General features: G+C 61.8%; 26 protein-coding genes and 1 tRNA gene. 11 read left to right on the forward strand and 16 right to left on the reverse strand.

Going from position 1 to position 23,180, the window contains the following annotated elements:
* The first annotated feature begins 6 nt into the window (after positions 1 to 6).
* The 3 genes from Q1A52_RS15275 (at position 7) to Q1A52_RS15285 (ending at position 1,730) form a co-directional block, all read left to right on the forward strand.
* A complete protein-coding gene (locus Q1A52_RS15275; protein WP_300017104.1) occupies positions 7 to 798 on the forward strand; it encodes a ScpA family protein in 792 nt (263 codons plus the stop codon).
* A 50-nt stretch (positions 799 to 848) separates the two neighbouring features.
* Positions 849 to 1,454 carry an SMC-Scp complex subunit ScpB gene (scpB, locus tag Q1A52_RS15280; protein ID WP_299783554.1) on the forward strand — a complete coding sequence of 202 codons (606 nt, stop codon included), beginning with the start codon at positions 849 to 851 and terminating at the stop codon, positions 1,452 to 1,454.
* Between the two features lie 72 nt (positions 1,455 to 1,526).
* Positions 1,527 to 1,730 carry a hypothetical protein gene (locus Q1A52_RS15285; RefSeq protein ID WP_300017107.1) on the forward strand — a complete coding sequence of 68 codons (204 nt, stop codon included), beginning with the start codon at positions 1,527 to 1,529 and terminating at the stop codon, positions 1,728 to 1,730.
* Positions 1,731 to 1,738: 8 nt separating this feature from the next.
* Here Q1A52_RS15285 and Q1A52_RS15290 read toward each other — a convergent pair whose 3' ends face one another.
* The 9 genes from Q1A52_RS15290 to Q1A52_RS15330 all read right to left on the reverse strand — a co-directional run bounded on the left by Q1A52_RS15290 (position 1,739) and on the right by Q1A52_RS15330 (position 8,656).
* Entirely contained in the window at positions 1,739 to 2,815 is a 1,077-nt protein-coding gene (locus tag Q1A52_RS15290; RefSeq protein ID WP_300017110.1) for a 2'-deoxycytidine 5'-triphosphate deaminase, read from the reverse strand.
* 67 nt (positions 2,816 to 2,882) lie between these two features.
* Positions 2,883 to 2,959, reverse strand: a tRNA-Pro gene (locus tag Q1A52_RS15295).
* A gap of 56 nt (positions 2,960 to 3,015) precedes the next feature.
* Positions 3,016 to 4,377, reverse strand: a complete 1,362-nt coding sequence (locus tag Q1A52_RS15300; RefSeq protein ID WP_300017113.1) for a MerR family transcriptional regulator — start codon at positions 4,375 to 4,377, stop codon at positions 3,016 to 3,018.
* Positions 4,378 to 4,381: 4 nt separating this feature from the next.
* A complete protein-coding gene (gene ihfA, locus Q1A52_RS15305) occupies positions 4,382 to 4,684 on the reverse strand; it encodes an integration host factor subunit alpha (protein ID WP_195820414.1) in 303 nt (100 codons plus the stop codon).
* A 98-nt stretch (positions 4,685 to 4,782) separates the two neighbouring features.
* Positions 4,783 to 5,754, reverse strand: coding sequence for a beta-ketoacyl-ACP synthase III (locus tag Q1A52_RS15310; RefSeq protein WP_300017116.1), 972 nt, complete (start codon positions 5,752 to 5,754; stop codon positions 4,783 to 4,785).
* Positions 5,751 to 6,824, reverse strand: coding sequence for a phosphate acyltransferase PlsX (gene plsX, locus Q1A52_RS15315; RefSeq protein WP_300017119.1), 1,074 nt, complete (start codon positions 6,822 to 6,824; stop codon positions 5,751 to 5,753). Before plsX ends, Q1A52_RS15310 begins: the two co-directional genes overlap by 4 nt.
* Positions 6,825 to 6,873: 49 nt before the next feature.
* Positions 6,874 to 7,080, reverse strand: coding sequence for a 50S ribosomal protein L32 (rpmF, locus tag Q1A52_RS15320; protein WP_195820411.1), 207 nt, complete (start codon positions 7,078 to 7,080; stop codon positions 6,874 to 6,876).
* Between the two features lie 179 nt (positions 7,081 to 7,259).
* Positions 7,260 to 8,033, reverse strand: a complete 774-nt coding sequence (locus tag Q1A52_RS15325; RefSeq protein WP_300017122.1) for an alpha/beta fold hydrolase — start codon at positions 8,031 to 8,033, stop codon at positions 7,260 to 7,262.
* 65 nt (positions 8,034 to 8,098) lie between these two features.
* The gene (locus tag Q1A52_RS15330) at positions 8,099 to 8,656 is read right to left on the reverse strand and encodes a DUF177 domain-containing protein (RefSeq protein WP_300017125.1); all 558 of its coding nucleotides are present in this window, start codon (positions 8,654 to 8,656) and stop codon (positions 8,099 to 8,101) included.
* An 87-nt stretch (positions 8,657 to 8,743) separates the two neighbouring features.
* Here Q1A52_RS15330 and Q1A52_RS15335 point away from each other — a divergent pair, with 87 nt between their 5' ends.
* The 3 genes from Q1A52_RS15335 to Q1A52_RS15345 all read left to right on the forward strand — a co-directional run bounded on the left by Q1A52_RS15335 (position 8,744) and on the right by Q1A52_RS15345 (position 11,916).
* On the forward strand, positions 8,744 to 9,226 hold the full coding sequence (locus Q1A52_RS15335; RefSeq protein ID WP_299783066.1) for an outer membrane protein assembly factor BamE: 483 nt from the start codon (positions 8,744 to 8,746) through the stop codon (positions 9,224 to 9,226).
* Positions 9,227 to 9,296: 70 nt separating this feature from the next.
* Positions 9,297 to 10,022 carry a GNAT family N-acyltransferase gene (locus tag Q1A52_RS15340; RefSeq protein ID WP_300017129.1) on the forward strand — a complete coding sequence of 242 codons (726 nt, stop codon included), beginning with the start codon at positions 9,297 to 9,299 and terminating at the stop codon, positions 10,020 to 10,022.
* A gap of 85 nt (positions 10,023 to 10,107) precedes the next feature.
* Entirely contained in the window at positions 10,108 to 11,916 is a 1,809-nt protein-coding gene (locus tag Q1A52_RS15345) for an ABC-F family ATP-binding cassette domain-containing protein (RefSeq protein ID WP_300017133.1), read from the forward strand.
* On the opposite strand, the gene Q1A52_RS15350 is transcribed toward Q1A52_RS15345, so the two are convergent.
* Both Q1A52_RS15350 and Q1A52_RS15355 read right to left on the reverse strand, forming a co-directional pair.
* Positions 11,913 to 12,668, reverse strand: coding sequence for an SDR family NAD(P)-dependent oxidoreductase (locus Q1A52_RS15350; RefSeq protein WP_300017136.1), 756 nt, complete (start codon positions 12,666 to 12,668; stop codon positions 11,913 to 11,915). The two genes, Q1A52_RS15345 and Q1A52_RS15350, sit on opposite strands and share 4 nt — an antisense overlap.
* Before the next feature lie 57 nt (positions 12,669 to 12,725).
* Positions 12,726 to 13,610 carry a GNAT family N-acetyltransferase gene (locus tag Q1A52_RS15355; RefSeq protein ID WP_300017139.1) on the reverse strand — a complete coding sequence of 295 codons (885 nt, stop codon included), beginning with the start codon at positions 13,608 to 13,610 and terminating at the stop codon, positions 12,726 to 12,728.
* 46 nt (positions 13,611 to 13,656) lie between these two features.
* Here Q1A52_RS15355 and Q1A52_RS15360 point away from each other — a divergent pair, with 46 nt between their 5' ends.
* Complete coding sequence (locus tag Q1A52_RS15360) at positions 13,657 to 13,788, forward strand: hypothetical protein (protein WP_300017142.1); 132 nt, start codon at positions 13,657 to 13,659, stop codon at positions 13,786 to 13,788.
* Here the strand turns inward: Q1A52_RS15360 and tyrS are convergent.
* Complete coding sequence (gene tyrS / locus Q1A52_RS15365; protein WP_300017145.1) at positions 13,785 to 15,092, reverse strand: tyrosine--tRNA ligase; 1,308 nt, start codon at positions 15,090 to 15,092, stop codon at positions 13,785 to 13,787. The genes Q1A52_RS15360 and tyrS overlap by 4 nt on opposite strands.
* A gap of 64 nt (positions 15,093 to 15,156) precedes the next feature.
* On the opposite strand from tyrS, the gene Q1A52_RS15370 reads away from it, so the two are divergent.
* Positions 15,157 to 16,281, forward strand: coding sequence for an anhydro-N-acetylmuramic acid kinase (locus Q1A52_RS15370; RefSeq protein ID WP_300017148.1), 1,125 nt, complete (start codon positions 15,157 to 15,159; stop codon positions 16,279 to 16,281).
* Here the strand turns inward: Q1A52_RS15370 and Q1A52_RS15375 are convergent.
* Positions 16,278 to 16,697 (reverse strand): cupin domain-containing protein, encoded by a 420-nt coding sequence (locus Q1A52_RS15375; RefSeq protein WP_300017151.1) that lies wholly within the window; start codon positions 16,695 to 16,697, stop codon positions 16,278 to 16,280. The genes Q1A52_RS15370 and Q1A52_RS15375 overlap by 4 nt on opposite strands.
* Positions 16,698 to 16,744: 47 nt before the next feature.
* Between Q1A52_RS15375 and Q1A52_RS15380 the strand changes: the two genes are divergently transcribed.
* Complete coding sequence (locus Q1A52_RS15380) at positions 16,745 to 17,824, forward strand: FAD-binding oxidoreductase (RefSeq protein WP_300017154.1); 1,080 nt, start codon at positions 16,745 to 16,747, stop codon at positions 17,822 to 17,824.
* On the opposite strand, the gene Q1A52_RS15385 is transcribed toward Q1A52_RS15380, so the two are convergent.
* From Q1A52_RS15385 to Q1A52_RS15395, 3 genes are all read right to left on the reverse strand, one after another.
* On the reverse strand, positions 17,814 to 18,326 hold the full coding sequence (locus Q1A52_RS15385; protein ID WP_300017157.1) for a GNAT family N-acetyltransferase: 513 nt from the start codon (positions 18,324 to 18,326) through the stop codon (positions 17,814 to 17,816). The two genes, Q1A52_RS15380 and Q1A52_RS15385, sit on opposite strands and share 11 nt — an antisense overlap.
* The gene (eno, locus tag Q1A52_RS15390) at positions 18,326 to 19,600 is read right to left on the reverse strand and encodes a phosphopyruvate hydratase (protein WP_300017160.1); all 1,275 of its coding nucleotides are present in this window, start codon (positions 19,598 to 19,600) and stop codon (positions 18,326 to 18,328) included. The genes Q1A52_RS15385 and eno overlap by 1 nt, the downstream gene beginning before the upstream one ends.
* 62 nt (positions 19,601 to 19,662) lie before the next feature.
* The gene (locus Q1A52_RS15395) at positions 19,663 to 20,535 is read right to left on the reverse strand and encodes a DMT family transporter (protein ID WP_300017163.1); all 873 of its coding nucleotides are present in this window, start codon (positions 20,533 to 20,535) and stop codon (positions 19,663 to 19,665) included.
* 413 nt (positions 20,536 to 20,948) lie between these two features.
* Between Q1A52_RS15395 and Q1A52_RS15400 the strand changes: the two genes are divergently transcribed.
* Both Q1A52_RS15400 and Q1A52_RS15405 read left to right on the forward strand, forming a co-directional pair.
* Positions 20,949 to 21,365: a VOC family protein gene (locus Q1A52_RS15400; RefSeq protein ID WP_300017166.1), complete on the forward strand. Its 417-nt coding sequence runs from the start codon at positions 20,949 to 20,951 to the stop codon at positions 21,363 to 21,365.
* Between the two features lie 457 nt (positions 21,366 to 21,822).
* The gene (locus Q1A52_RS15405; protein WP_300017169.1) at positions 21,823 to 23,178 is read left to right on the forward strand and encodes a hypothetical protein; all 1,356 of its coding nucleotides are present in this window, start codon (positions 21,823 to 21,825) and stop codon (positions 23,176 to 23,178) included.
* Positions 23,179 to 23,180 lie beyond the last annotated feature (2 nt).

Consider the following 23,180-nt stretch of genomic DNA (forward strand, 5'->3'; position numbering starts at 1 on the left):
TGGTGCATGGCTGAAATACCCTTTGAGGAAGACAAGACATCGGTTGCGGATCGGCTCGCCGCTGAGGCGCTGATCGTCGATGTGGACGGCTTTGAGGGGCCGCTTGATCTGTTGCTGACACTCAGCCGCACGCAGAAGGTCGATCTGCGAAAGATCTCCGTTCTGGCGCTGGCCCGGCAATACCTCGCCTTCGTGGAACGCGCCAAGGCGCTGCGGCTAGAGCTGGCGGCGGATTATCTGGTCATGGCGGCCTGGCTTGCCTTTCTCAAATCCCGTCTGTTGCTGCCACCGGACCCCACCGAAGAGGGCCCATCAGGTGAAGAACTGGCTGCGCATCTGGCTTTTCAACTCGAACGTTTACAGGCGATGCGCGATGCCGCCGCGCGGCTGATGGGGCGCGACCGACTGGGGCGCGATTTCTTCTGCCGGGGGCAGCCGCATAAAGTCACCCGCACCCGCAAGATCGAATACACCGCGACGCTGCTGGACCTGATGCAGGGCTATGCGCGTATCCGTACGCGGGATGAATTCCGCCCCTTCGTCATGGACCGCGAGGCGGTGTTCACCATGGAACAGGCGCTGGAGCGGATGCGCGGGCTGATGGGTTTTGCAGGCGACTGGACGGATATCGCCAGCTACCTGCCCGAGGGCTGGGAGCTCGACCCGGTGCGCCGCCGGTCGGCCACGGCATCGACCTTTGCGGCCTCGCTGGAGCTTGTTAAAGAGGGCCATCTGGAAATCCGCCAGTCAGAGACATTCGCGCCTATCCAGCTGCGCAAGAAGGACCGCCCATCGTGAGTGACGAGACATCGGCAGCACCGGAAGAGAGCCTGTTCGAGGCCCCGCCCATGGGCGAACAGGAACGGATGGTGGAGGCCATTCTCTTTGCCTCCGCCGAACCGGTATCGCTGAAGGAGCTAGGTGCGCGCATGCCGCATGGCTCCGACCCGGCAGAGGCGCTGGTGCACCTGCGCAAGAGGTACGAGGGCAGGGGGGTGAACCTGTGCAAGATCGGGGATGCCTGGGCCATGCGCACGGCACCCGATCTGGGCTTTCTGATGCAGCGTGAAACCGTCGAGACCCGCAAGCTCAGCCGCGCCGCCATCGAAACGCTGGCGATCATCGCCTATCACCAACCGGTCACCCGCGCGGAGATCGAGGAAATTCGCGGGGTTTCCGTCAGCCGGGGCACCGTCGATCAACTGCTGGAGATGGAGTGGATTCGCTTTGGGCGTCGCAAGATGACGCCCGGACGGCCGGTGACTTTCGTGGTCACCGAAGGGTTTCTGGACCACTTCGGGCTGGAGAATGCCCGCGATCTGCCGGGCCTCAAGGAGCTGCGCGCGGCGGGCCTGCTGGAAAACCGACCCCCGCCGGGCCTTGGATTACCCGGTCCCGAAGAAGATGCGGAAGAGGAAAGCGCCGAGGGCCAGAGCGAGCTTTTCGAGGACTAACGCCTCTTGTCCTGAAAATCGCCGCAATTGGTGCTATAGTGACGGCGAGGCAATGCATCACAGGGCAGCAAGATGGACAGACTTATCAGCATGATCCTGCGCCAGATCACCCGGCGATTGGTCAACAAGGGCATCAATGCCGGGATCAACAAGGCCGCTTCCATGCGTCCGCGTAAGGATGATGGGGGCAACACCCCTGCGCACGCGCAAAGCAAAGAGAGCGCCCAACGAACAAAACAGGCGATGAAGATACTGCGCCGCACCACGCGGATGTAACACGCGCCTCAGGTTGCGCGAAAATGCTTGCTGAGTTTCAGGCCCTGGCCCTGATAGTTTGACGCGATGCCCGCGCCGTACAGCTGTGTCGGCACCTCCGCCATGCGTTCATAGACCAGACGACCCACGACCTGCCCGTGCTCCAGTACGAAAGGCGCCTCGTGACAGCGCACTTCGAGAACGCCGCGCGACCCGGAACCGCCTGCTGCGTCATGGCCGAAACCGGGGTCGAAAAAGCCCGCGTAATGGACCCGGAACTCGCCCACCATGGCCAGAAACGGCGCCATTTCAGCGGCGTATTCGGGCGGAATGGTAACCGCCTCGCGGCTGACCAGAATGTAAAAGGCACCGGGATCCAGAATGATCTGACCGTTGTCGCTGTGCACTTCTTCCCAATACTCGCGGGGCGGGTAGTGGTCGATCAGGTCCAGATCAATCACGCCGGTGTGCGGCTTTGCCCGGTAGCCCACAAGGGTCGTCTCCGGCAGGCGCAGATCTACGGAAAACCCCAGCCCCTCGTCAATCACCGCAGGGCCGTCAACCAGCGGTGTTTCGGCATGCAGTGCGCGCAGGGCATCATCATCCAGCACCGCCTGCCCATCGCCAAATCGGATCTGATTGAGCCGCATGCCCGGGCGCACCAGAACGGAAAACGACCGTGGGCAGATCTCGGCATAAAGCGGGCCGTGGTACCCCGGCGCAATCCGATCAAATTCTGTACCGCCATCGGTGATCGTACGGGTCAGCAGGTCCAGCCTGCCGGTCGAGCTCTTGGCATTGGCCACCGCCTGAATGTCTTCGGGCAGAGCCAGCGATTCCATCAGCGGCACGACGTAGACACAGCCCTTTTCCAATACCGCGCCATCGCTGAGATCCACGCGGTGCATCTCGAATTCCTTCAGGCGGTCAGAAACCCGTTCGCCGTGGCCCGCCAGAAAGGAGGCGCGCACCCGGTAAGCCGTTGTGCCCAAACGCAGATCGAGGCTGGCGGGTTGAATTTGTGCGGCACTGATCTCGCGCGTTGCGGCGATCTGGGTGTCGGCGATCATCTGCGTGATCATCTGGTTGGGCAGCACGCCGCTCATGCTCTGTCTCCTGAATGTGCAAAGGCCCGCGCACTGCAGGCGCGGGCACTTGGCAAATGTCGGATAGTGGTCGGGCTAGCAGGACTCGAACCTGCGACCTTCCGTCCCCCAGACGGACGCGCTACCAGGCTGCGCCATAGCCCGACATGAGGCGCTTCATACCCGATCTGGGGGCCGAGGCAAGAGCGAATTGGCATCTGTCAGTCTTTGCGGACGTCTTTGCGCGCGCTGGCCATGCTGGCGCGCAGACGGATCAATTGCGCCAGAAGCGGCTTGGCGGCCTGCTGTTGATCCGGGGCCAGGGTCTTTGTCCGTGCAAGTGCCGATAGCGCGGCAGGGTGCGCCGGCATATCGGCCTCGTCGGGCAGAGGGCCAAGCTCAATGATCCGCGGTTTTGGCTCCGCTGGTTCTGCGGTATCCGCTGCGGCCTCTATGTGGATTTCGTCCGGTGTGCTCTCCTCAGTGTCGGAGGTGTCCGGTAGGTCATCGCCATTTTGGACCGAGTCTTCCGGGGTTTCGTCTGGCGGCGGCGCCAGAGGGCGACGGATGAAGCTGGGCAGGCTGTCAGAGGCAGGCGTCTCTTCTGCGGCCACCTCTGCCGGGCTCTCCGCGTCCGGTTCCGGCGCGTTTTCTGCGCTTAAAGGTGCTTCTTCGAGCGCCGCATCTTCAGGGGCACTTGCGTCGATGGGCGTCCCGGCCTCTTCGGCGTCCAGTGCGGGTGTTTCTTTTGCCGGGTCGGGCTCCTCATACAGGGCCAGTTCCGGTTCGTCCGCAGGCACGTCGGCCGTCTCTTCTGCCGCCGGTTCTTCTTCCGCCCCTGGAAGATCCAGCATTGCTTCTGAACCCGCGTCGAGCGGGTCTGGTTCGGGGGCCGGGACTTCTGGGTCGGCCTCCAAAACCTCTGGTTTAGGTACCTTTTCTGCTTCTGGCTCTGGTACCGTTTCGGGCTCAGGCTCCGGTGAAGGCTCTTGCGCAGGCTCTGCGTTCTGTGTTGCGTCTTCCTGTTCGGGCTCGGCTATCTCAACAGCCTCAGCCTCAGCCTCAGCCTCAGCCTCAGCCTCAGCCTCAGCCTCGGGCGCGGCTGGCTCAGGCGCCTCGGCTGCGGGTTCTGGCACTTCTTCCGGTTCGGGCGAAGCCTCCTCAGCCATATCCACGGAGTCACTGACGTCTTCTGCTGCTTCAACCGGCTCCGGCTCAGGTGCCGCGGCCGCTTCGAGGGGCGGGTCTTCTGGTGCAGCTTGTGCAGGCTGATCGGAGCTGCCTTCGATCACCGCCATGGTCAGATCATCAAGCGCCTGCGACTGGTCCGCCACATGGCTCATGCCCTGTTCACGCAGGATTTTCTGCACACCCTTGATGGTCAGCCCATCGTCGTGCAGCAGCTTCTTGATGCCCCCCAGCAGCAGCATATCGGCAGGTCGGTAGTACCGTCGCCCGCCCGCGCGCTTGATCGGCTTCACTTGCGTGAACTTGCTCTCCCAGAACCGCAACACATGCGCCTGCACGCCCAGCCAGTCGGCAACCTCCGAGATCGTGCGAAAAGCATCAGGTGATTTGGACATCAGATCAGGACTTGTTCCCGTCGGCCACGCGATCTTTCATCAGGTGGGAAGGGCGGAACGTCAGCACGCGGCGCGGGTTGATCGGCACCTCTTCGCCGGTCTTCGGGTTGCGCCCGACACGCGCGGATTTGTCCCGCACCGAGAAGGTCCCAAAGGAGGATATCTTGACCTGCTCGCCGCGCACCAGCGCGTCCGACAGATGCTCCAGCACGGATTCCACAAGTTGCGCGCTTTCATTGCGCGACAATCCCACCTCGCGGAACACAGCTTCGCTCAGATCCATGCGTGTCAAAGTCTTTTCGGCCATGTTGTCCCCCGTTGAGTTTTCAGCAACCATAGGGGACAGGGATTTTCAGAGTCAATATCAATGGCTTGCGTGATGCCGTTTGAGCGACAAATACCGCGCTACCAGCGCAGCACCACCGCACCCCAGGCCAATCCACCGCCGATGGCTTCAGTCACGATCAGATCGCCCTCTTTGATTTGTCCGCGCGCCCGCCCGACAGAGAGGGCCAGGGGAATCGATGCGGCAGAGGTATTGCCGTGGTCCTGCACCGTCACCACCACGTTTTCCATCGGCAGGCCCAGCTTTTTCGCGGTGCCCTGGATGATGCGGATGTTGGCCTGATGCGGCACGATCCAATCCACGTCTTCGGCGGTCACGCCTGCGCGCGCCATTGCCTTATTCGCGGTGGCGGCCAGCTTTTCGACCGCGTGGCGGAAGACCTGATTGCCCTGCATGCGCAGATAGCCGGTGGTGCCAGTTGAGACGCCGCCGTCGACGTAGAGCAGATCCTTGTGGCGTCCGTCCGAGTTGAGATCGGTCGACAGGATGCCGCGATCCTCAGACGTGCCCGCACCGTCCTGCGCTTCCAGCACCAGCGCGCCCGCGCCATCGCCAAAGAGCACGCAGGTGGACCGGTCCGTCCAATCCATGATGCGGCTGAAGGTTTCCGCACCGATGACCAGCACCCGGCTGGCCTGGCCGGAGAGGATCAGCGCATTGGCGTTGCTGAGCGCATAGATGAACCCGGCGCAGACCGCCTGCACATCAAAGGCAAAGCCGTTTTCCATGCCCAGCTCGGCCTGCACCATGGTGGCCGCAGAGGGAAAGGTCAGATCTGCGGTTGAGGTTGCCACGATAATGGCATCGACGTCCTTGGGCTCCAGCCCCGCGTCGTTTAGTGCCGCACGGGCCGCCGCCGTCGCCATGGTCGAGGTCGTTTCCCCGTCGCCCGCGAAATGCCGCCGTTCAATGCCCGAGCGCGACTTGATCCATTCGTCATTGGTGTCGAGCGTCGCCTCGAACTCCTTGTTCGGCACAACACGTTTCGGCAGGTAATGGCCGACACCTTTGACAACAGCTCGCAGGCTCATGTTTCGCTTTCCTCCCCGGGCAGGGCGGCGACCCGTGCTGCCAGTTTATCCGTGAATTTGATATCGGCCAGCTGAGCGGCCAGCTTGATAGCGGCCGAGACGCCGGTGGCATCCGCCGATCCATGGGATTTCACCACGGTACCATTGAGCCCCAGGAACACGCCACCGTTGACGCGCCTGGGGTCGATCTTCTTTTTCAGGCGGCGCAGCGACGTATAAGCCAGTACGGAGGCCAGACGCGACAGCGGCGAGAATTTGAACGCTTCGCGCAGCCGGTCGCCGATCAGGTTGGCGGTGCCTTCGCCGGTCTTGATGGCGACGTTACCGGTGAACCCATCCGTGACAATCACATCGCAGATATCGCCCGAGATGTCGCCGCCTTCCACAAACCCCACGAATTCGAAGCCTGCAGTGTCGCGTTGATCACGAATCAAATCATAGGCTTCTTTCAGCTCGGTGCGGCCTTTGTGTTCCTCGGTCCCGACGTTCAAAAGACCCACGCGCGGGCGGGGCAGGTCGAGTCCGTTGCGCGCGTAGGACATGCCCATCAGCGCGTAGCGCAGCAGATCGTCGGCATCTGCCTTCACGTCAGCGCCCACATCCAGCATGACGTTGAAGCCTTGCGGATTGGACGAAGGGTAGAGCACGGCAATCGCGGGTCGGTTCACGCCCGGCAGTTTGCGCAGGCGGATCATCGACAGCGCCATCAGCGCGCCGGTGTTGCCACAGGACACGGCCACTGTCGCCGTGCCTTCGCGCACCGCCTCGATGGCGGACCACATGGAGGTTTCCTTGCCGTTGCGCACGATGTGGCTCGGCTTGTCGTCCATACTGACCACGCCGCTGGCATCGCGCACTTCGACACGGCCTTCGAGGGCGCGTTTACGTGCGACAAGGCCGGAAAGCTCTGCTTCCGGCCCGTGCAGGATAAACTGGATGTCGGGGTTCTTGCGGGCGGAGGCATCACAGCCCGCAACAACAGCGGCGGGACCTTCGTCCCCGCCCATCGCATCTACGGATATGATGATGCGTCTGGCCTTCGCGGATGCCTGATCGGTCTGCGCCGTCATAGTGCGACTGCCCCCAAAACCTTCTGCCCTTATTGTTTAAGGGAAAGGTTTAGGCCGCGTCGTCTTCCAGATCAATCTCTTCTGTGAGCGCAACCACTTCTTTGTCGTCATAGTGACCGCAGGCGGCACAGACGTGGTGCGGGCGCTTCAGTTCACCGCAGTTGGTGCATTCGTTCGGGTTTGCCGCAACCAGGGAATCATGCGCGCGACGGTTGTTGCGGCGCGATTTGGAGACTTTGTTCTGTTGAACAGCCATTGTCTTGGGCCTTTTGTCATTCGGGGCCGGGCGCGCAAACGGGCGCGGGGCCGGGTTTCAATTCAGTTCCCAGTTTTCGGGTGTGACGTGCGTTTAGGCCCAAGCCCGGCACTTGTCCAACCCTATTTGGGTGAGCGGCGCAAAATACTGCGATTGCGCCGTGGTGCAAGTGGTTTTTTTTACCTGTTTTGCAAGGCCTGCGCCGTGGCTGGCAGATTGCCGTTGATATGCGCTTTGACGAACCCGGCAAAGAGTTTCGGGTCTTCGCCCGCCCAGCCATGCCCAAGACCCTCTGCCGTGGCGGAGACGCTGCCGGGAAAGCGCGCTGTGAAGACGTCCAGACCATCTACAATAAGCGCGTGTTCCCGCGATCCGGCCACGAAAGCCAGACGGGTTTCTGGTTGCGGGGGCGTTTTGGAGAGGTTGAAATCGACAACTTCATTGGTGGCGCGTCGAAAGGCGGCGGGGCGGGTCTGGGCGGCCGCAGACACAAACCCTTCGACATCTGCGTTGGCCCCCATCATGCGTGCGGTGCGCCTGGCCATGAAGGGGCGCGGCGCCAGCGGGGCCATGACGGCTGACATGAGTTTCATCATCCCTTTGCTCGGCATGTCACCGGGGTGAATGCCGCTGAGCAGGGCCGAGGCGCAAAGCTGCGGATGCTGCATTACCATCTGCAACCCCACATAGGACCCCAGCGACAGAGCCACGAGATGCACCTCTGTACCTGCAGCCTGTCGCTTGATCGTCTCAGCGGCCTGATCGGCGCTGTCCTGCAGCGACACCCACGGGACATCGCGGCTTTGCCCATGGCCGGGCAAATCGATCAGCAGAATGCGGTAGTCCGGCAATGCGGCGGCCACGTCCCGCCACATCCATGAACTGATGCCAACGGCATGTAGAAAGGCAATGACCGGCGCATCCTGAGGACCTTGAAGGGATGTGTGCAGCACGGGCGCGTTCCTTTTGGGGATCAAGACGAAACCGGCGCGTGGGGTCTGCGCCGGTGCAGGGCGGGTCAGTCCTTGGACGTCTTATCCAATTGCGCCTTGAGATCCGCCAGCCCGGCAAAGGGGCGGGCGTCTTCATCGCGCATCGGCGTCACACCCGGCTCGGCGTAGACGGTTTCGCCCAATTCGGCGCCATCGCTGCGCGGATAGAGCGGCAGCGCCAGAACCAGCGCCTCGATCATCACCTGCTCGGGGTCGATCCACTGGCCCAGCGGCTCCGTGGTGTCATCCTCGGGCATCTCGACCTCCGGGGCGTCGATTTCTTCGTATTGCGCCAAATACATCCGCTCCACCGGCACATCGATCCGTGTCGTGACCGGCTCCAGCGTAACGCTGCAGGGCTGCACGACGGTTGCGCCAAGCGTGCCGGTCAGCCGCCAGTCGGCTCCGCCATGGGCCGCGACCTCGCCGGAGAAGGACAGTTTGCGCAGGCCCAGCAACTCCAGTTCGGCGGCCATCGCCTTTAGTGCCGCGGCATCGGGGCGCAGAGCAAAGGAGGTGCTGCTGTTCTGATTGAGGTCCGCGACGCGCAATGCGCCGGCGCTCGGAGAGGATTGCTTGGCCATGAGATACTTTCGTTTCTTGAACCATGGGCGGTGCATGGTGTAAGCGAGATAAAAGCCGCGACGCACAAGGGCAAGAGGGCAGGTTAAATGGGTATCACGAAGACGGTTATCGGGGCCATGCCCAAAGCCACGCGCTGGGGTGCGGTGGCGCTTGTCTGCCTGAGCCTGTCCGCCTGTGCCGCGCGCTATCGCGATCACGGCTACATCCCGCCGCCCGAAGATCTTGAGCAAATTGTTGTTGGTATCGACACGCGGGCCAGCGTCGAAGAGACGCTTGGCTCGGCCTCTTCCAGATCCGTCGTGGACGAGGGTAGCATTTTCTTCGTACGCAGCCGTATCCGGACATTTGCCATGCTGGCCCCCGAGGTTGTGGAACGCGAAGTGCTGGCCATCAGCTTCGACGGCAATGATGTCGTCTCCAACGTCGAAACCTTCGGGTTGGAACGGGGACAGGTGGTGCCGCTGACCCGCCGGGTGACAAGCTCCGGCGTGCGGGACGTGACCTTCCTGCGTCAGCTTCTGGGCAACCTGGGCCGCTTCACACCGGGTAACCTGGGCATCGACAACTAGAATTTGTCATGCGCGCTTTAAAAATGCTGTGCTAGAAGCCTGGTATCAGAATGCCGTGCCGGAGGCCGCAATGATATCGCTGACAAAAGGCCGCTACACCGCACGGGTGGCATCATCGCCCGGGGACATTGAAGCCGCCCAGACCCTCCGAGCCCGATGTTTCGGCCTGTCTGTGGACCGCGATTCGGATGTTTTTGACGCCCGCTGCGCACATATCCTGATCGAAGACCGGGACGACCGGGTGCTGGTCTGTACCTTCCGCATGCAGGAACTGACCGGCGCGGATGTCTCCGCCAGCTACGCCGCACAGTATTATGAGCTCTCCGCGCTGGAGGCCTTCGAAGGCCTCATGGTTGAAATGGGGCGGTTCTGCATTGACCCGGATGTGCGCGACCCTGACATCCTGCGCGTCGCCTGGGCGGCGATGACGGCCTATGTGGACGATCACGATGTGCAGCTGCTCTTTGGCTGTTCGTCTTTTGCGGGCACGGAAGCGGCGGCCTATCTGGATGCCTTTGCCATGCTCAAGGCGCGCCATCTTGCCCCCAAACGCTGGCTGCCACGGGTGAAGGCGCCGGATGTCTTTCGCTTTGCCGCGCGGCTGCGGCGAAAACCCGATCTGAAAAAGGCGATGGCGCATATGCCGCCCTTGTTGCGGACCTACCTGCTGATGGGAGGCTGGGTCAGCGATCATGCGGTTGTGGACCGTCAGATGAACACGCTGCATGTCTTCACCGGGGTGGAGATCGGCGCGATCCCGGCGGCCCGCAAGCGGCTGCTGCGGGCGCTCGCCTGAGGTTTTCCGCGCCACGTGGCGAAATTTTCCGCATCGGGAAATCGGATACGTTGACCTCACCCCCGATGCGGCATAGCTGCGGGGCATGGCACGTGTCCCTCTTTTGCAGTTGAATGACATCTCCCTGACCTTCGGCGGCGATCCCGTCTTTGAGGGCCTGGACCTCGTGGTGCAGCCGGGCGACCGGGTGGCGTTGGTGGGGCGCAACGGGTCCGGCAAATCGACGCTGATGAAGGTCATGTCCGGGCTGGTGGAGCCCGACAGGGGAGAGGTCACGCCGGGGCCGGGTGTGTCCGTGGGATATATGGAGCAGGAGCCTGATCTGTCGGGGTTCGACACCTTGGGAGCCTTTGCCGCCCACGGCTTGGAGCCCTCCGAGATGTATCTCGTCGAACGCGCAGGCGAGGGGTTGAAGTTCGATCCCGCCCGCCCGGTCGAAACCGCCAGCGGCGGGGAACGCCGCCGGGCGGCGCTGGCGCGTCTGATGGCGCGCGAACCGGATCTGATGCTGCTGGATGAGCCCACCAACCATCTGGATATCGAGGCCATCGCCTGGCTGGAGAACGAACTCAAGCAAAGCCGCAAGGGCTATGTGATCATCAGCCACGACCGCGCGTTCCTGCGGGCGTTGACCCGCGCCACGCTCTGGGTTGACCGGGGGGCTGTGCGGCGGCAGGAAAAGGGCTTTGCCGATTTCGAGGAATGGCGCGATGCGGTCTGGGACGAGGAAGACACCCAGCGCCACAAGCTCAACCGCAAGATCAAGGCCGAAGCGCGGTGGGCCGTCGAAGGTATTTCCGCCCGGCGCAAACGCAATCAGGGGCGCGTGCGGGCGCTGCAGGACCTGCGCGCCGAACGGGCGGCCCAGATCAAAAGGCAGGGCACGGCGGCCATGGCGCTGGATGCAGGCCCCAAATCCGGTCGCAAGGTCATTGAGGCCACGGATATCAGCAAGTCCTTTGGTGACAAGGCGATTCTCAAGCCCTTCTCAATCACCGTGCAGCGGGGTGATCGCATCGCGCTGGTGGGGCCGAACGGCGTGGGCAAAACCACCCTGCTGAACATGCTGATCGGCAAGGAAGCGCCGGATGCGGGTACGATCAAGCTGGGCACCAATCTGGAACTGGCGCTCTTCGATCAGGCGCGCGCGCAGCTGGATCCGGAGATGAGCCTCTGGGACAGTCTGACCGGCGACCCGGAGATGCGCGTCTCGGGCAAGGCCGATCAGGTGATGGTGCGGGGGCAGCCGAAACATGTGGTGGGCTACCTCAAGGAGTTTCTCTTCGACGAGGCACAGGCCCGTGCGCCGGTACGGGCCCTGTCAGGGGGCGAAAAGGCCCGGCTGCTGCTGGCGCGGATCATGGCGCGGCCCAGCAACCTACTGGTGCTCGACGAACCGACCAATGATCTGGACGTGGAAACGCTCGATTTAATGCAGGAACTGCTGGGCACCTATGATGGCACCGTCCTGCTGGTCAGCCACGACCGCGACTTTCTCGACCGCGTGGCAGCAACGACGATTGCCATGGAAGGTGATGGCAAGGCGACAATCTACGCCGGCGGGTGGAGCGATTATCTGCGCCAGCGGGGTCAGGATGATTTCGCCGACAGCGTTGTGAAACCCAAATCGAGCACGCCGTCAGAGAAGCCCAAGCCCGCCGCCAAATCCGGGCTCAGCTTTACCGAAAAGCACCGGCTGGAGGCCTTGCCTGCAGAGATTGAGCGGTTGGAAGCCGAAATCGCCAAGCTCGAAGAGCTGTTGGGGGATCCGGCGCTTTTCACCGACCACCCAGTGAAATTCCAGAAGGCAACCGATGCGCTGGTCGAACGGCATGAAAAGCTTAGTGCCGCAGAAGAGGAATGGCTGATGCTTGAGGAAAAGGCGAGCGCCTAGCGCATCCGCAGGGCACCATCGATGCGGATCACCTCGCCGTTGAGGTAGCCCGCCTGCACGATGAACCCGGCCAGAGCCGCGAATTCCGCCGGGTCCCCCAGGCGTGGCGGGCAGGGCACATCGGCGGCCAATCCGGCCTGCACCTCTTCGCCCAGCCCGGCCAGCATCGGCGTCATGAAAATGCCCGGCGCGATGGTCATCACCCGAATGCCCAGCTTGGACAGGTCCCGCGCCATGGGCAGGCAGAGGCCGACAACCCCGCCCTTGGAGGCGGCATAGGCCGTCTGTCCCTTTTGCCCGTCGTATGCGGCGATAGAGGCGGTGTTGATGATCACGCCCCGCGCCCCATCCGGTGCCGGATGGTTCTCCTGTATCGCCTCTGCGGCCAGTCGCGCCACGTTGAAGGTGCCGACCAGATTGATGTCGATGGTGCGCTGGAAGAGCGGCAGGGGGTGCGGACCGTCGCGCCCGACCGTTTTTGCGGCATCCGCGATCCCGGCGCAGTTCACCGCCGTGGTGATCCGGCCCATTTTCTCCTTGGCGAAGGTGATTGCCGCCTGCACCGATGCCTCATCCGTCACATCCGTTTGGACAAAATGCCCGTCGATTTCCGCCGCCACGGCCTCGCCGCGCGCCGCGTCCCGGTCAAAGAGCGTGACCATGGCCCCCTGTGCCGCGAAATGCCGGGCGGTTGCTTCCCCCAGACCAGAAGCCCCTCCGGTCACAACGGCGGCTGTATTGCTCAGCGGCATGGCGCTTCCCTCATGATTTGAACATATGTTCAGTTAACCATGCGGCTTGCAGCCTGTCTAGCCGCTCTGCATCAGCCCACGGTCCAGCCGCGCAATCGGGCGGAGCAGCGAGGTGAGAGGGGGCCACCACAACCACGTGCCGCCAAGCCGGTGCGGTCGCGCGCCAGTGCCCAGTTTGAACCGCGCCAGCCCCGCGTTCTCTTCCGTATCGAAGGTGCCGAGTTCCAGCTGCTGCACACCCTTGGATTTGGTCCATCGTATGGCCGACCACAACAGCAGCGTATGGGCGGAGACAAGACGACCAGATGGTCGCGTATGGCTGATGTGGTAGGTTGCCCCAGTGCCATGTCGCAGGATCAGCAGGGCTGCCACCGGTTCGCGCCCCCAGAACGCAGTAAAAAGTTTGGCCTGTCCCGGGTTGGCCCGTCCATAAGCCAGTGTGAGCGCCAGCGGCCAGCCGCGATAACCCCGCTGGTGCTGCTGAACCAGATCGGCCTGCAGCATCCAGTGCCCCGGATCGTCGGGCATGTTCTGGCGGGTGACACGCAGTTTCTGAGATTGTGCGTGGCGCAGCCGATTGCGCCATTTCTGGTGCAGCCCGGCAAACAAGGTCTTTTCATCAGGCGTCAGGTCCAGCTGTGCGACCGTACTGGGGCTGACCAGGGGCAGGGCGCCGATCCGGTTGAGCGGCATCGGGCGTTCCGGGGCCAGCAATACCGGCCCCCTGACCTTCATGCCGCGCGCCAATTCCCTTAGCGCCTCGGGCGTTTCGGTGCGGGGGCGGGTGATCATATGCACCGGCAGAGGGCCGATTTTCCGGTGCAGTGCCAGCGTGCCATCCTCCAGCCGCAGGGGCGGTGTTCCGAGCGCGTTCAGTGCCCGCGCAAAGGCGTCACTTTGCTGCAAAGGCGAGGGATTAGAGGCAGGAGCGGCATCAAACATGCCATGCATTAACCGTCCGGAAACCTAAATCCGGGTTAATGGCTGCATGAAAAAAACCGTTCAAGGCGTTGCTGCCCCCGCCCCGCGTATGACAAAAACAACGGCGTTCCTGATGGCCACCGGGCTGTCTATCCCGGTCTTTGCCATCCTGACGCTGATTGACTGGCTCTGGCTTTAGCCCAACTGCACCAGGGCGTGCCGCTTTTTGCCCGCGCTCAGTTTGATTGGCGTGGACAAGTCGGCAGCTGACACTGCGTCGTTTGGGTTCTTCACTTCGACGTCATTCATTCTTGCGCCTCCCTCGGCGATCAAGCGTTTTGCCTCCTTCGCCGACTTTACCAGACCTGCTTTCTTGAAAAGCTGTGCCATTGAGAGAGTCAAGTTTTCTGGACGTAGGTTCATGACCTCGATGAAGTTTGAAGAATGAGGATCTACAAGCACGAAGTCTTCTTCCCTCAAAGTCAGCGTTGGTAGATCATCCCCCACGCCACCTTTTTCAAAGACTTCGCGCGCCGTGGTCTCGGCCGCTGCCGCCGCATCTGTCCCGTGCAAAAGTGTCGTCACCTCATTGGCAAGACGCACTTTGGCCGCGTTGATTTCCGACCCTTCGAGCGCGCCAAGACGGTCGCATTCCGCGACCGGCAACTCGGTGTAGAGCTTGAGAAAACGTCCCACATCAGCATCCGTGGTGTTGCGCCAGAACTGCCAGAATTCATAAGGCGACAGCATATCCCCGTTCAGCCAGACCGCACCCGACTGCGATTTGCCCATCTTCTTGCCATCGGAGGTGGTCAGCAGGGGCGAGGTCAGGCCGTAAACTTCGCCCTCAATCACCCGGCGCGTGAGGTCGATCCCGTTGACGATATTGCCCCATTGATCCGATCCCCCCATCTGCAGAATGCAGCCATAACGACGGTGCAGCTCCATGAAGTCATAGGCCTGCAGGATCATGTAGTTGAATTCCAGGAAGGACAGCGATTGCTCCCGGTCAAGCCGGGATTTCACGCTCTCGAAGGACAGCATCCGGTTGATCGAGAAATGCCGCCCGATGTCGCGCAGGAAATCGAGGTAGTTCAGATCATCCAGCCATTCGGCATTGTTGATCATCATCGCATCCGACGGGCCGTCGCCATAGGTCAGGTAGGCGGAAAACACCCGCTTGATCCCCGCGATATTGTCATCGATGGACTGCGCGTCGAGCAACGGGCGCTCATCAGCGCGAAAGGATGGATCGCCCACCTTGGTGGTGCCGCCCCCCATCAGCGTGATCGGCTTGCCACCGGTTTTCTGCAACCAGCGCAGCATCATGATCTGGATCAGTGAGCCCACGTGCAGCGACTTGGCCGTGGCATCAAAACCGATGTACCCCGGTTGCCCACCTTTCAGCAGCGCGTCGTCCAGCCCCTGATAATCGGTGCAGTCGGCCAGAAAGCCACGCTCCATCATCACAGCGACGAAATCGGATTTGGGATGGTAGGTCATCTTGCTTGCTCTCGGCTGGAATTGCGCCCACTCTATAGGCGGTGAGCAGGCAAAGGAAAAGGCTTTGAAAAGGCCCTTGGAGAAAACCGGAGACGTGACCGCTCTGGGTGCGATGAGCGGCACATCGCTTGATGGGGTGGATGCCGCCGTGGTGATCACCGACGGCCACCGGATCAACAGGTTCGGCGCGACCTCGTATCGCGCCTATGGCAAAGACGAACAGACCGTGCTGCGGGCGGGGCTCGGCCATTGGTCCGGATCTGCGGTCGACGCCGCGACGGACGTTGTTGAGCAGGCGCATCTGGCGCTTCTGGAAAGCTTTGATGCGATCGATCTGGTCGGTTTTCACGGCCAGACCTTGGCCCATGCCCCGCGCACACGTGGCACTTTGCAGGTCGGCGATGGCGCGTGGCTGGCGCAGGCGCTCGACACCCCGGTGGTCTGGGATTTTCGCAGCGCGGATGTCGATCTCGGGGGGGAAGGTGCGCCGCTGGCCCCGTTTTTTCACTTCGCCTGCGCGCACCACATCGGGGCCAAGGAACCGCTTGCTTTTCTGAACCTCGGCGGGGTGGGAAACCTCACCTATGTGGACCCCGCATTGGATCGTCCGCAAGATCCCGGTGCACTGCTGGCCTTTGACACCGGCCCGGCAAATGCCCCTCTGAACGATCTGCTGCAACATCGTTTGGACCTTGCCTATGACGAGGGTGGCAAGATCGCGCGGCGCGGCACCGTGGAGCAGGGCGCGCTGGAGTTGTTCCTGGCCGAACCCTATTTTGCCCGTATCCCGCCCAAATCATTAGACAGGAACGATTTTTGCGAAATGGTGGCGCTGGTCGGAGAGTTGAGCGATGCCGATGCCGCCGCAACTCTGACCGCGATGTGCGCAGCAGGGGTGGCCGAAGGGATGCGGCATTGCCCACAACCTCCCGCGCGTATTCTCGTGACCGGGGGCGGGCGGCACAATCCGTTGCTGATGCAGATGCTGGCTGTTTCGCTCGACTGCCCCGTGGGGCCTGTCGAAGACGTCGGCCTGGACGGCGATATGCTGGAGGCTCAGGCCTTTGCCTATCTGGCGGTGCGGGTGGCGCGCGGGTTGCCAACCTCTTGCCCCGGCACGACCGGGGTACGCGCTGCCGTGGGGGGCGGTACGTTGAGTTGGCCGCAAGCCACGGATATCGCGGTCTAATCTCTCGGAATGTCGAAGCCGGGAGCGGCGAGCGTGAACCCCTCGAACTGGAACCCCGGCGAGACGGTGCAGCTGACCAGTGTGAAATCTCCCGTGCTGCGTGCGGCCTGCCAGTGGTTTTCTGGCACGATGATCTGTGGCGAGCCTGTGTTTAAATCAGGGGTCAGCAGGTGGTCTTTTGCCGGACCCATGTCCGTTTCACTCAGGGACAGGATCAGCGGCGCGCCCGCATGAAAAAGCCAGATTTCGGTTGCATCCACCCGGTGCCAATGGCTTGCTTCACCCGCCGCCAGAAGGAAGTAGATGCAGGTCCCGCTGGGCCGCCCGTCATTCTCCGCCACCCATGTCTGGCGAAAATGCCCGCCCTCAGGGTGGGGCATAAGCTCCAGATGCGCGATGATCTCTTGTGCTGTCATGGCGCAAGGCTAGTCTGACGAAAACGGAAGGCCAAGGGGACAGGGGCATGAAAGTCATCGTGATCGGCGCGGGGATCATCGGCGTGTTGACCGCCCTGCGTCTGGCGCAGGCGGGGGCACAGGTGACCATCATCGAGGCGGGACAGCCCGCGGCGGCGGCCTCCGGTGCCTCATTCGGCTGGATCAACGCCAGTTTCCATGCGGATTCCGATCACTTCAATTTGCGGCTGGCCGGAATGGAGGCCCATAGGCGACTTTCGTCAGAGCTTGCCTCGGACGCGGTGCGCTGGCCCGGGTGCCTGTGCTGGGAGGAAGAGGGCGAGGCCTTCGACGCACAGCATCAGGCGCTGACGGATCTGGGATACAGGTTACGCATCATTGATCGCGCTGCATTTTCCGAGCTGGAGCCTGCGGTGACCGCTCCTGAACGCGCGCTGCATTTCATGGACGAGGGCGTTGTCGATCTGGGCCAGCTTGCAGCGCACGCGTTGCGGGCCGTGGCGGATCTGGGCTTGCGTCTGATCACGGGCGTGCGGGCTACGGGTTTCGAGCTGCAGGCCGGCGCGCTGCGTGGCGTCCGTCTGCCAGGCGGTGTGATGGCGGCGGACCGTTGTGTCATTGCGGCAGGCGTTGCCACGCAGGGGTTGCTGGAAGAGGTGGGCGTTGCCCTGCCCATGCTGGACCGGCCCGGCCTGATCTTACGTTCGGAACCTTTGCCCAGCCTGTTGCGGCATGTCCTCGTGAGCCCGGGGCAGGAGGTGCGGCAATTGCCGCAAGGTAGCTTGCTGGCCCCGACTGCTGCTGGCCACCAGGCGGACGCCACGGATGACGTGCGGGAGACGCCGGATAAACTGGCCGATCAGGCAATGGCGCGGGTGGCGAAATTGTTAAACCGCCCGCTCAGATGGGAAGAGGTCACCCTCGCCGCGCGGCCTGTGCCACAGGACGGCCTGCCGGTGATCGGGGCCTGCGGGCCGGACGGGCTCTATGTCAGCACCATGCATTCGGGCGCCACGCTTGGCCCGCTGGCGGCGGAACTGGCGGCGGCGGAGGTGCTGGAGCGTGGGTTAACCAACGCGCAGTCCGCACTGGTCGCGCCCTACAGGCCGCAGCGTTTCAGAACGTGAACTCGTAAAAGACCAAATGCGCCTCTGTGCCGGGCGGCAGTTCGGCGTAAGGTCCCCGGTTGCGAAACCCAAGCTTTTCATAAAGCGCGCGGGCCGGTGCGAATTCCTTGTTGGTATCCAGCAGCACGCGCGCATACCCATCCGCACGGGCCTGATCGACCAGCGCCTGTGACAGCAAATACCCGGCACCTGTACCCCGCGCGGCGGGGGACATGTAGACGCGTTTGATCTCGGCATCCGTGTCGCTGAGGGGCTGTATCATCCCGCATCCGACCGCCGTACCGTCCTGGTCGGCCACGAGGATCGCGCCCCTGGGACGTGCATGTTTGGCGGGCAGCGCTGCCATCAATTCTCCATAGGCCTCTGCCGGATAGAACGATTCCGTCAGGACGCGCATCTCATCGCTGAAGCCGATAAGGTAGTCGCGATAATCCCAGCACAGACGCTGCACGTCCGGCAATTCGCGCGGCAGATCCGCCGCGCGTACCGTTACCGCCGTCATCAGCGCAGGATGGCGCGCCCGGCATATTCCGCCGTTTCCCCAAGCGCTTCCTCGATGCGGATCAACTGGTTGTATTTGGCCAGCCGGTCAGAGCGGGCCAGCGAACCGGTCTTGATCTGCCCACAGTTGGTGGCCACGGCCAGATCGGCTATGGTGGCATCTTCGGTCTCGCCCGAGCGGTGCGACATCACATTGGTGAAACCCGCGCGATGCGCCATGTCGACCGCCCGCAGCGTTTCGGTCAGGCTGCCGATCTGGTTCACCTTGACCAGCATGGAATTGGCCGATCCGCGTTCGATCCCTGTGGCAAGGCGCGCGGGGTTGGTCACAAACAGGTCGTCGCCCACCAGCTGCACCTTGTCACCCAGCGCATCCGTCAGCGCCTTCCAGCCGTCCCAGTCATCTTCCGACATGCCGTCTTCGATGGAGATGATCGGATAGTCGTTCACCAGCGCCGCAAGGTAGTCGACATTCTCCTGCGAACTCAGCGTCTTGCCTTCGCCCGCCAGCATGTATTTGCCGTCCTTGTAGTATTCTGTCGCCGCGCAATCCATGGCCAGATAGATGTCATCGCCGGGCTTATATCCGGCTTTCTCGATGGATTTCAGAATGAAATCAAGCGCGTCTCGTGTGGAGCTGATGTTGGGCGCAAAGCCACCTTCATCCCCGATGCCGGTAGAGAGGCCTGCGGCGGAGAGCTCCTTTTTCAGCGTGTGGAAGACTTCCGCGCCCATGCGCACAGCATCGCGGATGTTGCCCGCCGCCACCGGCATGATCATGAATTCCTGAATGTCGATGGGGTTGTCTGCGTGCTCGCCCCCGTTGATGATGTTCATCATCGGCACCGGCAGAACCCGCGCCGAGGTGCCGCCGACATAGCGATAGAGCGGCTGGGTGCAGAAGTCGGCAGCCGCCTTGGCGGTGGCAAGCGACACGCCGAGAATGGCATTGGCACCGAGGCGGGATTTATTCTCCGTCCCGTCCAGCTCGATCATCACGCCGTCAATCTCGACCTGCTCGGTGGCGTCGATGCCCACCAGCGCTTCGGCAATCTCGCCGTTCACGGCGGCACAGGCCTCCAGCACGCCCTTGCCCATATAGCGTGCCTTGTCCCCGTCGCGTCGTTCGACTGCCTCGTAGGCACCGGTAGATGCACCGGACGGGACGGCCGCGCGGCCCATGGTGCCGTCTTCGAGGATCACGTCAACTTCAACCGTGGGGTTGCCTCGGCTGTCAAGGATTTCGCGGGCGTGGATGTCGATGATGGTGCTCATGTGAGGCTCCTCTGGTCAAAGGTTAACTGCCTCATAGCGGGCCGGGCTACGGTTGGGAACCCTTAGGCGCTGTTAGCGCGAACATTCCTTTCACGCCAAAGCGTGTAGAGCCCCGATCCGACGATGATTGCAGCGCCCAGAAGTGTCAGGAAATCAGGACTTTCATCAAAGACGGACATCCCGATGACGAGGGCAAAGAGAATGCGTGAATACCGGAATGGGGTCACGAAACTGACCTCTCCGATGCGCATGGCCGCGACGATGCCGTAATAGGCCACGATGCCGATCAGCAGGGCGATGGTCAGATAAATCCAGTTGATCGGAGACAGGGGAACAAGGCTTGTCCCATTGATCCACATCAGCAGGGCCGCCGTCGGAATCAGGACCAGGAAGGCCAGGAAACTGAGCTGCATCGTCGAGGTTTCTTTGGGAACGCGGCGTGTGGCCAGATCGCGGATACCCAGACCAATGACCCCCTGAACGGCAAAAAGTGACAGCCAACTGAAGCCTTCCATGCCGGGCCGGATAATCATGAGCACCCCGATGAACCCCACGAGGATGGCGGACCAGCGCCGCCAGCCCACGGCTTCTCCCAGAAACAGGGCGGCGCCAAGGGTCACGAAAAGCGGTGTGGCTTGCAAAATGGCCGACGCGGAGGACAGTGGGGTGAGGGCAATGGCAGTGACAAATCCAATTGTCCCAACAAGCTCACCGAAGGCACGCAGGGCGATGGCAGGTGTCAGCATGGCGCGGGTGAAAAGCGGCTGGCGCTGGACAATCAGGATGGCGCTTACCAGCACCGCGCTGCCAAGCCCAAGCATCCCGATGATCTGGCCGACGGGCAGAGCCGACGCCATGAGCTTGATCAGCATGTCCTCGATGGCAAAGCCGAACATGGCCACCACCATGAAGGTCGCGCCGCGTAAATTGTCCATCGGGTGTCCTTCGTTGGCTCGTGGGCCTCCTCTCAGAAACCTGGCCAAAGGTCAATCTATGGGACAGGTCACGCACGACCGAAATGGTCAGACCCGTGTGCAACGGTGCGAATACGGGCTGCCTGACAGGTAGGTGGATGCCCCTGAAACCCCCTGCATCATGGCATATGCGGTATTTGTATCGCATTGGTGCGGGTCGGTCTTTGCCGCATTAACAGGGCGAACACTGGTCATTTAAAATGGGGTTCAGGGCTGCTCAACTGACCAGCTGACCTTTCGCGGCAATTGCACGAATGCCAGCTTTTGGGGAGAGTATTGGCAAGCGGTCGTTTGTTGTGTCAGATTGCCTGCCAGCCTGATATAATCCATTAGACGCATGACCATAGCGAAATTTCCGGAAGGGAGCAGGCGGCATGATTGCCTATGTCACCGTCGGTGCCGATGACATCGCTCGCGCGAAGCGATTTTACTCAGCGTTCCTGCCAGCCCTTGACTACACGCTGACGGAAGGTCCCGAGGGCCTAAGCTACGTGCTGCCCGTTAAGCTGGGTCAGTCAGTCATTCTGCCGGATTTCTACGTTAAACCGACTTTCGATGGACGTCCCGCCTCGGCTGGGAATGGTGTTATGGTGGCATTTGAGGCCCGCAGTCAACAGCAGGTTCTTGACCTGCACTCTGCGGCACTTGCCGCTGGCGGCTTTGACGAAGGTCAGCCCGGCTTCCGCGCGTTGTATGGACCTCACTTCTATGTTGGCTACCTTCGTGACCCTCAGGGCAACAAGATCGCATTGTTCTCCAGCGATCCGGACGAACCCGGAAGAGATGGATAACGTTTGTTACGTTTGCGACGAAAGTGCATTGTTCGCATGTCGGACATATGGGCCTTGCCGCAAAGGTTCGTATCCGGAGTGTGACGTGACTGCCCTGTTTCGGACCACCACAATTCTTGTTTGACGCCAAAGCAATTGCTGATTGTTTTTCCTTTCTCGTCACAAAAGCCATACGCCGGGTTGCAGAAGATCGTCAAAACGGTCTCTACAGACACCCTCGCTGCGCCGGTCGGGCATGGTCGCTTTGGAAGGCACAGCCCGTCGGAGCATCGCGTGCAAGTTGGTATGGTCCAACCTCTCGCTCGATCCGCCGACCGTACCGTCAGCTACATAGTCCGAATTTTGCTCAAACCCTATAAATCTCAGAGCTGGCCTTAAGTGCTTCGTAAGTCTTCTGCGGCACCCTGATTGGGGGTGTCAGGAGTGAAAGGCCGTGGTAGTTCAATCGCAAAGTCAGATGATAACAGCGTCTCTTCTGTTGGCGCAGACTAATGCCGCTCGGGCGGAGGTGCAGGCGCAGAAGGATGACAGTACTGGCTCTGTCGCCGATCTGCGCCGCGAACGGGTGCAGGCCCGACAGGATTATCTTGCCGACGCCAAGGACCGATACGACGCGCGCGAGATCATCACCAATACCAATGTAGAAGATGACGTGAATCTTGTCGCCGAACGGTACCGCCAAAAAGCGCAGGAATTGATGAAGGCGCTGGTCAAGCTTTCGCAAGAAGGAGTTTCGGCCCCAGCAGGCGCTCTTCAGGACGCTGCGGAGCCGGACGGATACATCGCCATATCCGATTTTGTTCTGGCAAACATCAATACCATCCGCCCGCAAGACGCCCGCCTGCGACTTGAAACTGAATACGTCGAATACGCGACCGGTTCGGGTAACGACGCGGTTTCGGTTCGTGACGACACAGTCAGCGCAATGCGAACCGGCGACGGCAGCGATGCTGTCAGCATCACCGCAGACAAGGTTTACAGTGTGCATACAGATGCCGACCGATCCACCGTGGCTCATATCTCGGGCGAGGGATTTGGCGGCGGTTTTGGCGCGCAGCGCACCTACAGCAACGCCGACAGTATCTCGATCAGCGCCCGCGATGTGCAGGATGTCAGGACAGGTGGCGGAGCAGACGCCATCGCTATCCAGTCTCGGTTGATTTACAGCGTGCATGCCGGATCCGGCGATGACGCCATCGCGCTGAGCGGAGGCCTGGTTGAGTACGTCGAAGCTGGCGCGGGCAATGACAGCGTCAACGTCAAGGCCGTGCTGGCGTCCGGCATAAACGGCGGTGACGGCAATGATACAATCTCCGTGGACGTCGAACAGGGCGACCGACCGCTCAGCACTACCTACATTCCGCGCTTGGATGGCGCTGGCGGCGGGTTGTCTTTCTCATCCATTACCAACGCCGATGTAGAGGGCGGTGCTGGCAATGACACGATGTATATCCGGGCTGACAGGCATATCTCCGTCGATGCAGGAGCAGGTGATGATCGGCTGTATCTCGACAGCGGGACCGTTGCACTCAAATACCGCAACGGCGATGGGCAGGATGTCATTTCACTAGGGGATGGTGTGTCGGTTCTGGTTGATCTGGACAGGTCTGCACGGTTCAACGTCAGGGACACCGAAGCGGGGCTGACCGTCAGCTTCGAAGATGGCGGGTCGTTGACCTTTGAGGGCTTAGAAGACGCCGCCAATCTGATCCTGAGGAACGGTGAGGGGGTGCATGTTCTAAAACGAGATGGTGCGTTCGATACACCCAGCCTGACAGTCGCGACACCCCGCAGTATTGATCTGCGCGTTTAGCG

The sequence above is a fragment of the uncultured Roseobacter sp. genome (assembly GCF_947488185.1).
Taxonomy (GTDB): Bacteria; Pseudomonadota; Alphaproteobacteria; order Rhodobacterales; family Rhodobacteraceae; genus Roseobacter.

Coding starts and splice junctions, on each gene's coding strand:
- Q1A52_RS15345 (WP_300017133.1), top strand. CDS start 10,108: ATGGCACGTGTCCCTCTTTTGCAGTTGAATGACATCTCCCTGACCTTC.
- Q1A52_RS15310 (WP_300017116.1), bottom strand. CDS start 5,754: ATGAGCCTGCGAGCTGTTGTCAAAGGTGTCGGCCATTACCTGCCGAAA.
- Q1A52_RS15385 (WP_300017157.1), bottom strand. CDS start 18,326: ATGACGGCGGTAACGGTACGCGCGGCGGATCTGCCGCGCGAATTGCCG.
- Q1A52_RS15395 (WP_300017163.1), bottom strand. CDS start 20,535: ATGGACAATTTACGCGGCGCGACCTTCATGGTGGTGGCCATGTTCGGC.
- Q1A52_RS15360 (WP_300017142.1), top strand. CDS start 13,657: ATGAAAAAAACCGTTCAAGGCGTTGCTGCCCCCGCCCCGCGTATGACA.
- Q1A52_RS15340 (WP_300017129.1), top strand. CDS start 9,297: ATGATATCGCTGACAAAAGGCCGCTACACCGCACGGGTGGCATCATCG.
- Q1A52_RS15275 (WP_300017104.1), top strand. CDS start 7: ATGGCTGAAATACCCTTTGAGGAAGACAAGACATCGGTTGCGGATCGG.
- Q1A52_RS15300 (WP_300017113.1), bottom strand. CDS start 4,377: ATGTCCAAATCACCTGATGCTTTTCGCACGATCTCGGAGGTTGCCGAC.
- Q1A52_RS15350 (WP_300017136.1), bottom strand. CDS start 12,668: ATGCCGCTGAGCAATACAGCCGCCGTTGTGACCGGAGGGGCTTCTGGT.
- Q1A52_RS15330 (WP_300017125.1), bottom strand. CDS start 8,656: ATGGCCAAGCAATCCTCTCCGAGCGCCGGCGCATTGCGCGTCGCGGAC.
- eno (WP_300017160.1), bottom strand. CDS start 19,600: ATGAGCACCATCATCGACATCCACGCCCGCGAAATCCTTGACAGCCGA.
- Q1A52_RS15405 (WP_300017169.1), top strand. CDS start 21,823: ATGATAACAGCGTCTCTTCTGTTGGCGCAGACTAATGCCGCTCGGGCG.
- plsX (WP_300017119.1), bottom strand. CDS start 6,824: ATGACGGCGCAGACCGATCAGGCATCCGCGAAGGCCAGACGCATCATC.
- Q1A52_RS15290 (WP_300017110.1), bottom strand. CDS start 2,815: ATGAGCGGCGTGCTGCCCAACCAGATGATCACGCAGATGATCGCCGAC.
- Q1A52_RS15400 (WP_300017166.1), top strand. CDS start 20,949: ATGATTGCCTATGTCACCGTCGGTGCCGATGACATCGCTCGCGCGAAG.
- ihfA (WP_195820414.1), bottom strand. CDS start 4,684: ATGGCCGAAAAGACTTTGACACGCATGGATCTGAGCGAAGCTGTGTTC.
- scpB (WP_299783554.1), top strand. CDS start 849: ATGGGCGAACAGGAACGGATGGTGGAGGCCATTCTCTTTGCCTCCGCC.
- Q1A52_RS15380 (WP_300017154.1), top strand. CDS start 16,745: ATGAAAGTCATCGTGATCGGCGCGGGGATCATCGGCGTGTTGACCGCC.
- tyrS (WP_300017145.1), bottom strand. CDS start 15,092: ATGACCTACCATCCCAAATCCGATTTCGTCGCTGTGATGATGGAGCGT.
- Q1A52_RS15375 (WP_300017151.1), bottom strand. CDS start 16,697: ATGACAGCACAAGAGATCATCGCGCATCTGGAGCTTATGCCCCACCCT.
- Q1A52_RS15335 (WP_299783066.1), top strand. CDS start 8,744: ATGGGTATCACGAAGACGGTTATCGGGGCCATGCCCAAAGCCACGCGC.
- Q1A52_RS15285 (WP_300017107.1), top strand. CDS start 1,527: ATGGACAGACTTATCAGCATGATCCTGCGCCAGATCACCCGGCGATTG.
- Q1A52_RS15355 (WP_300017139.1), bottom strand. CDS start 13,610: ATGTTTGATGCCGCTCCTGCCTCTAATCCCTCGCCTTTGCAGCAAAGT.
- rpmF (WP_195820411.1), bottom strand. CDS start 7,080: ATGGCTGTTCAACAGAACAAAGTCTCCAAATCGCGCCGCAACAACCGT.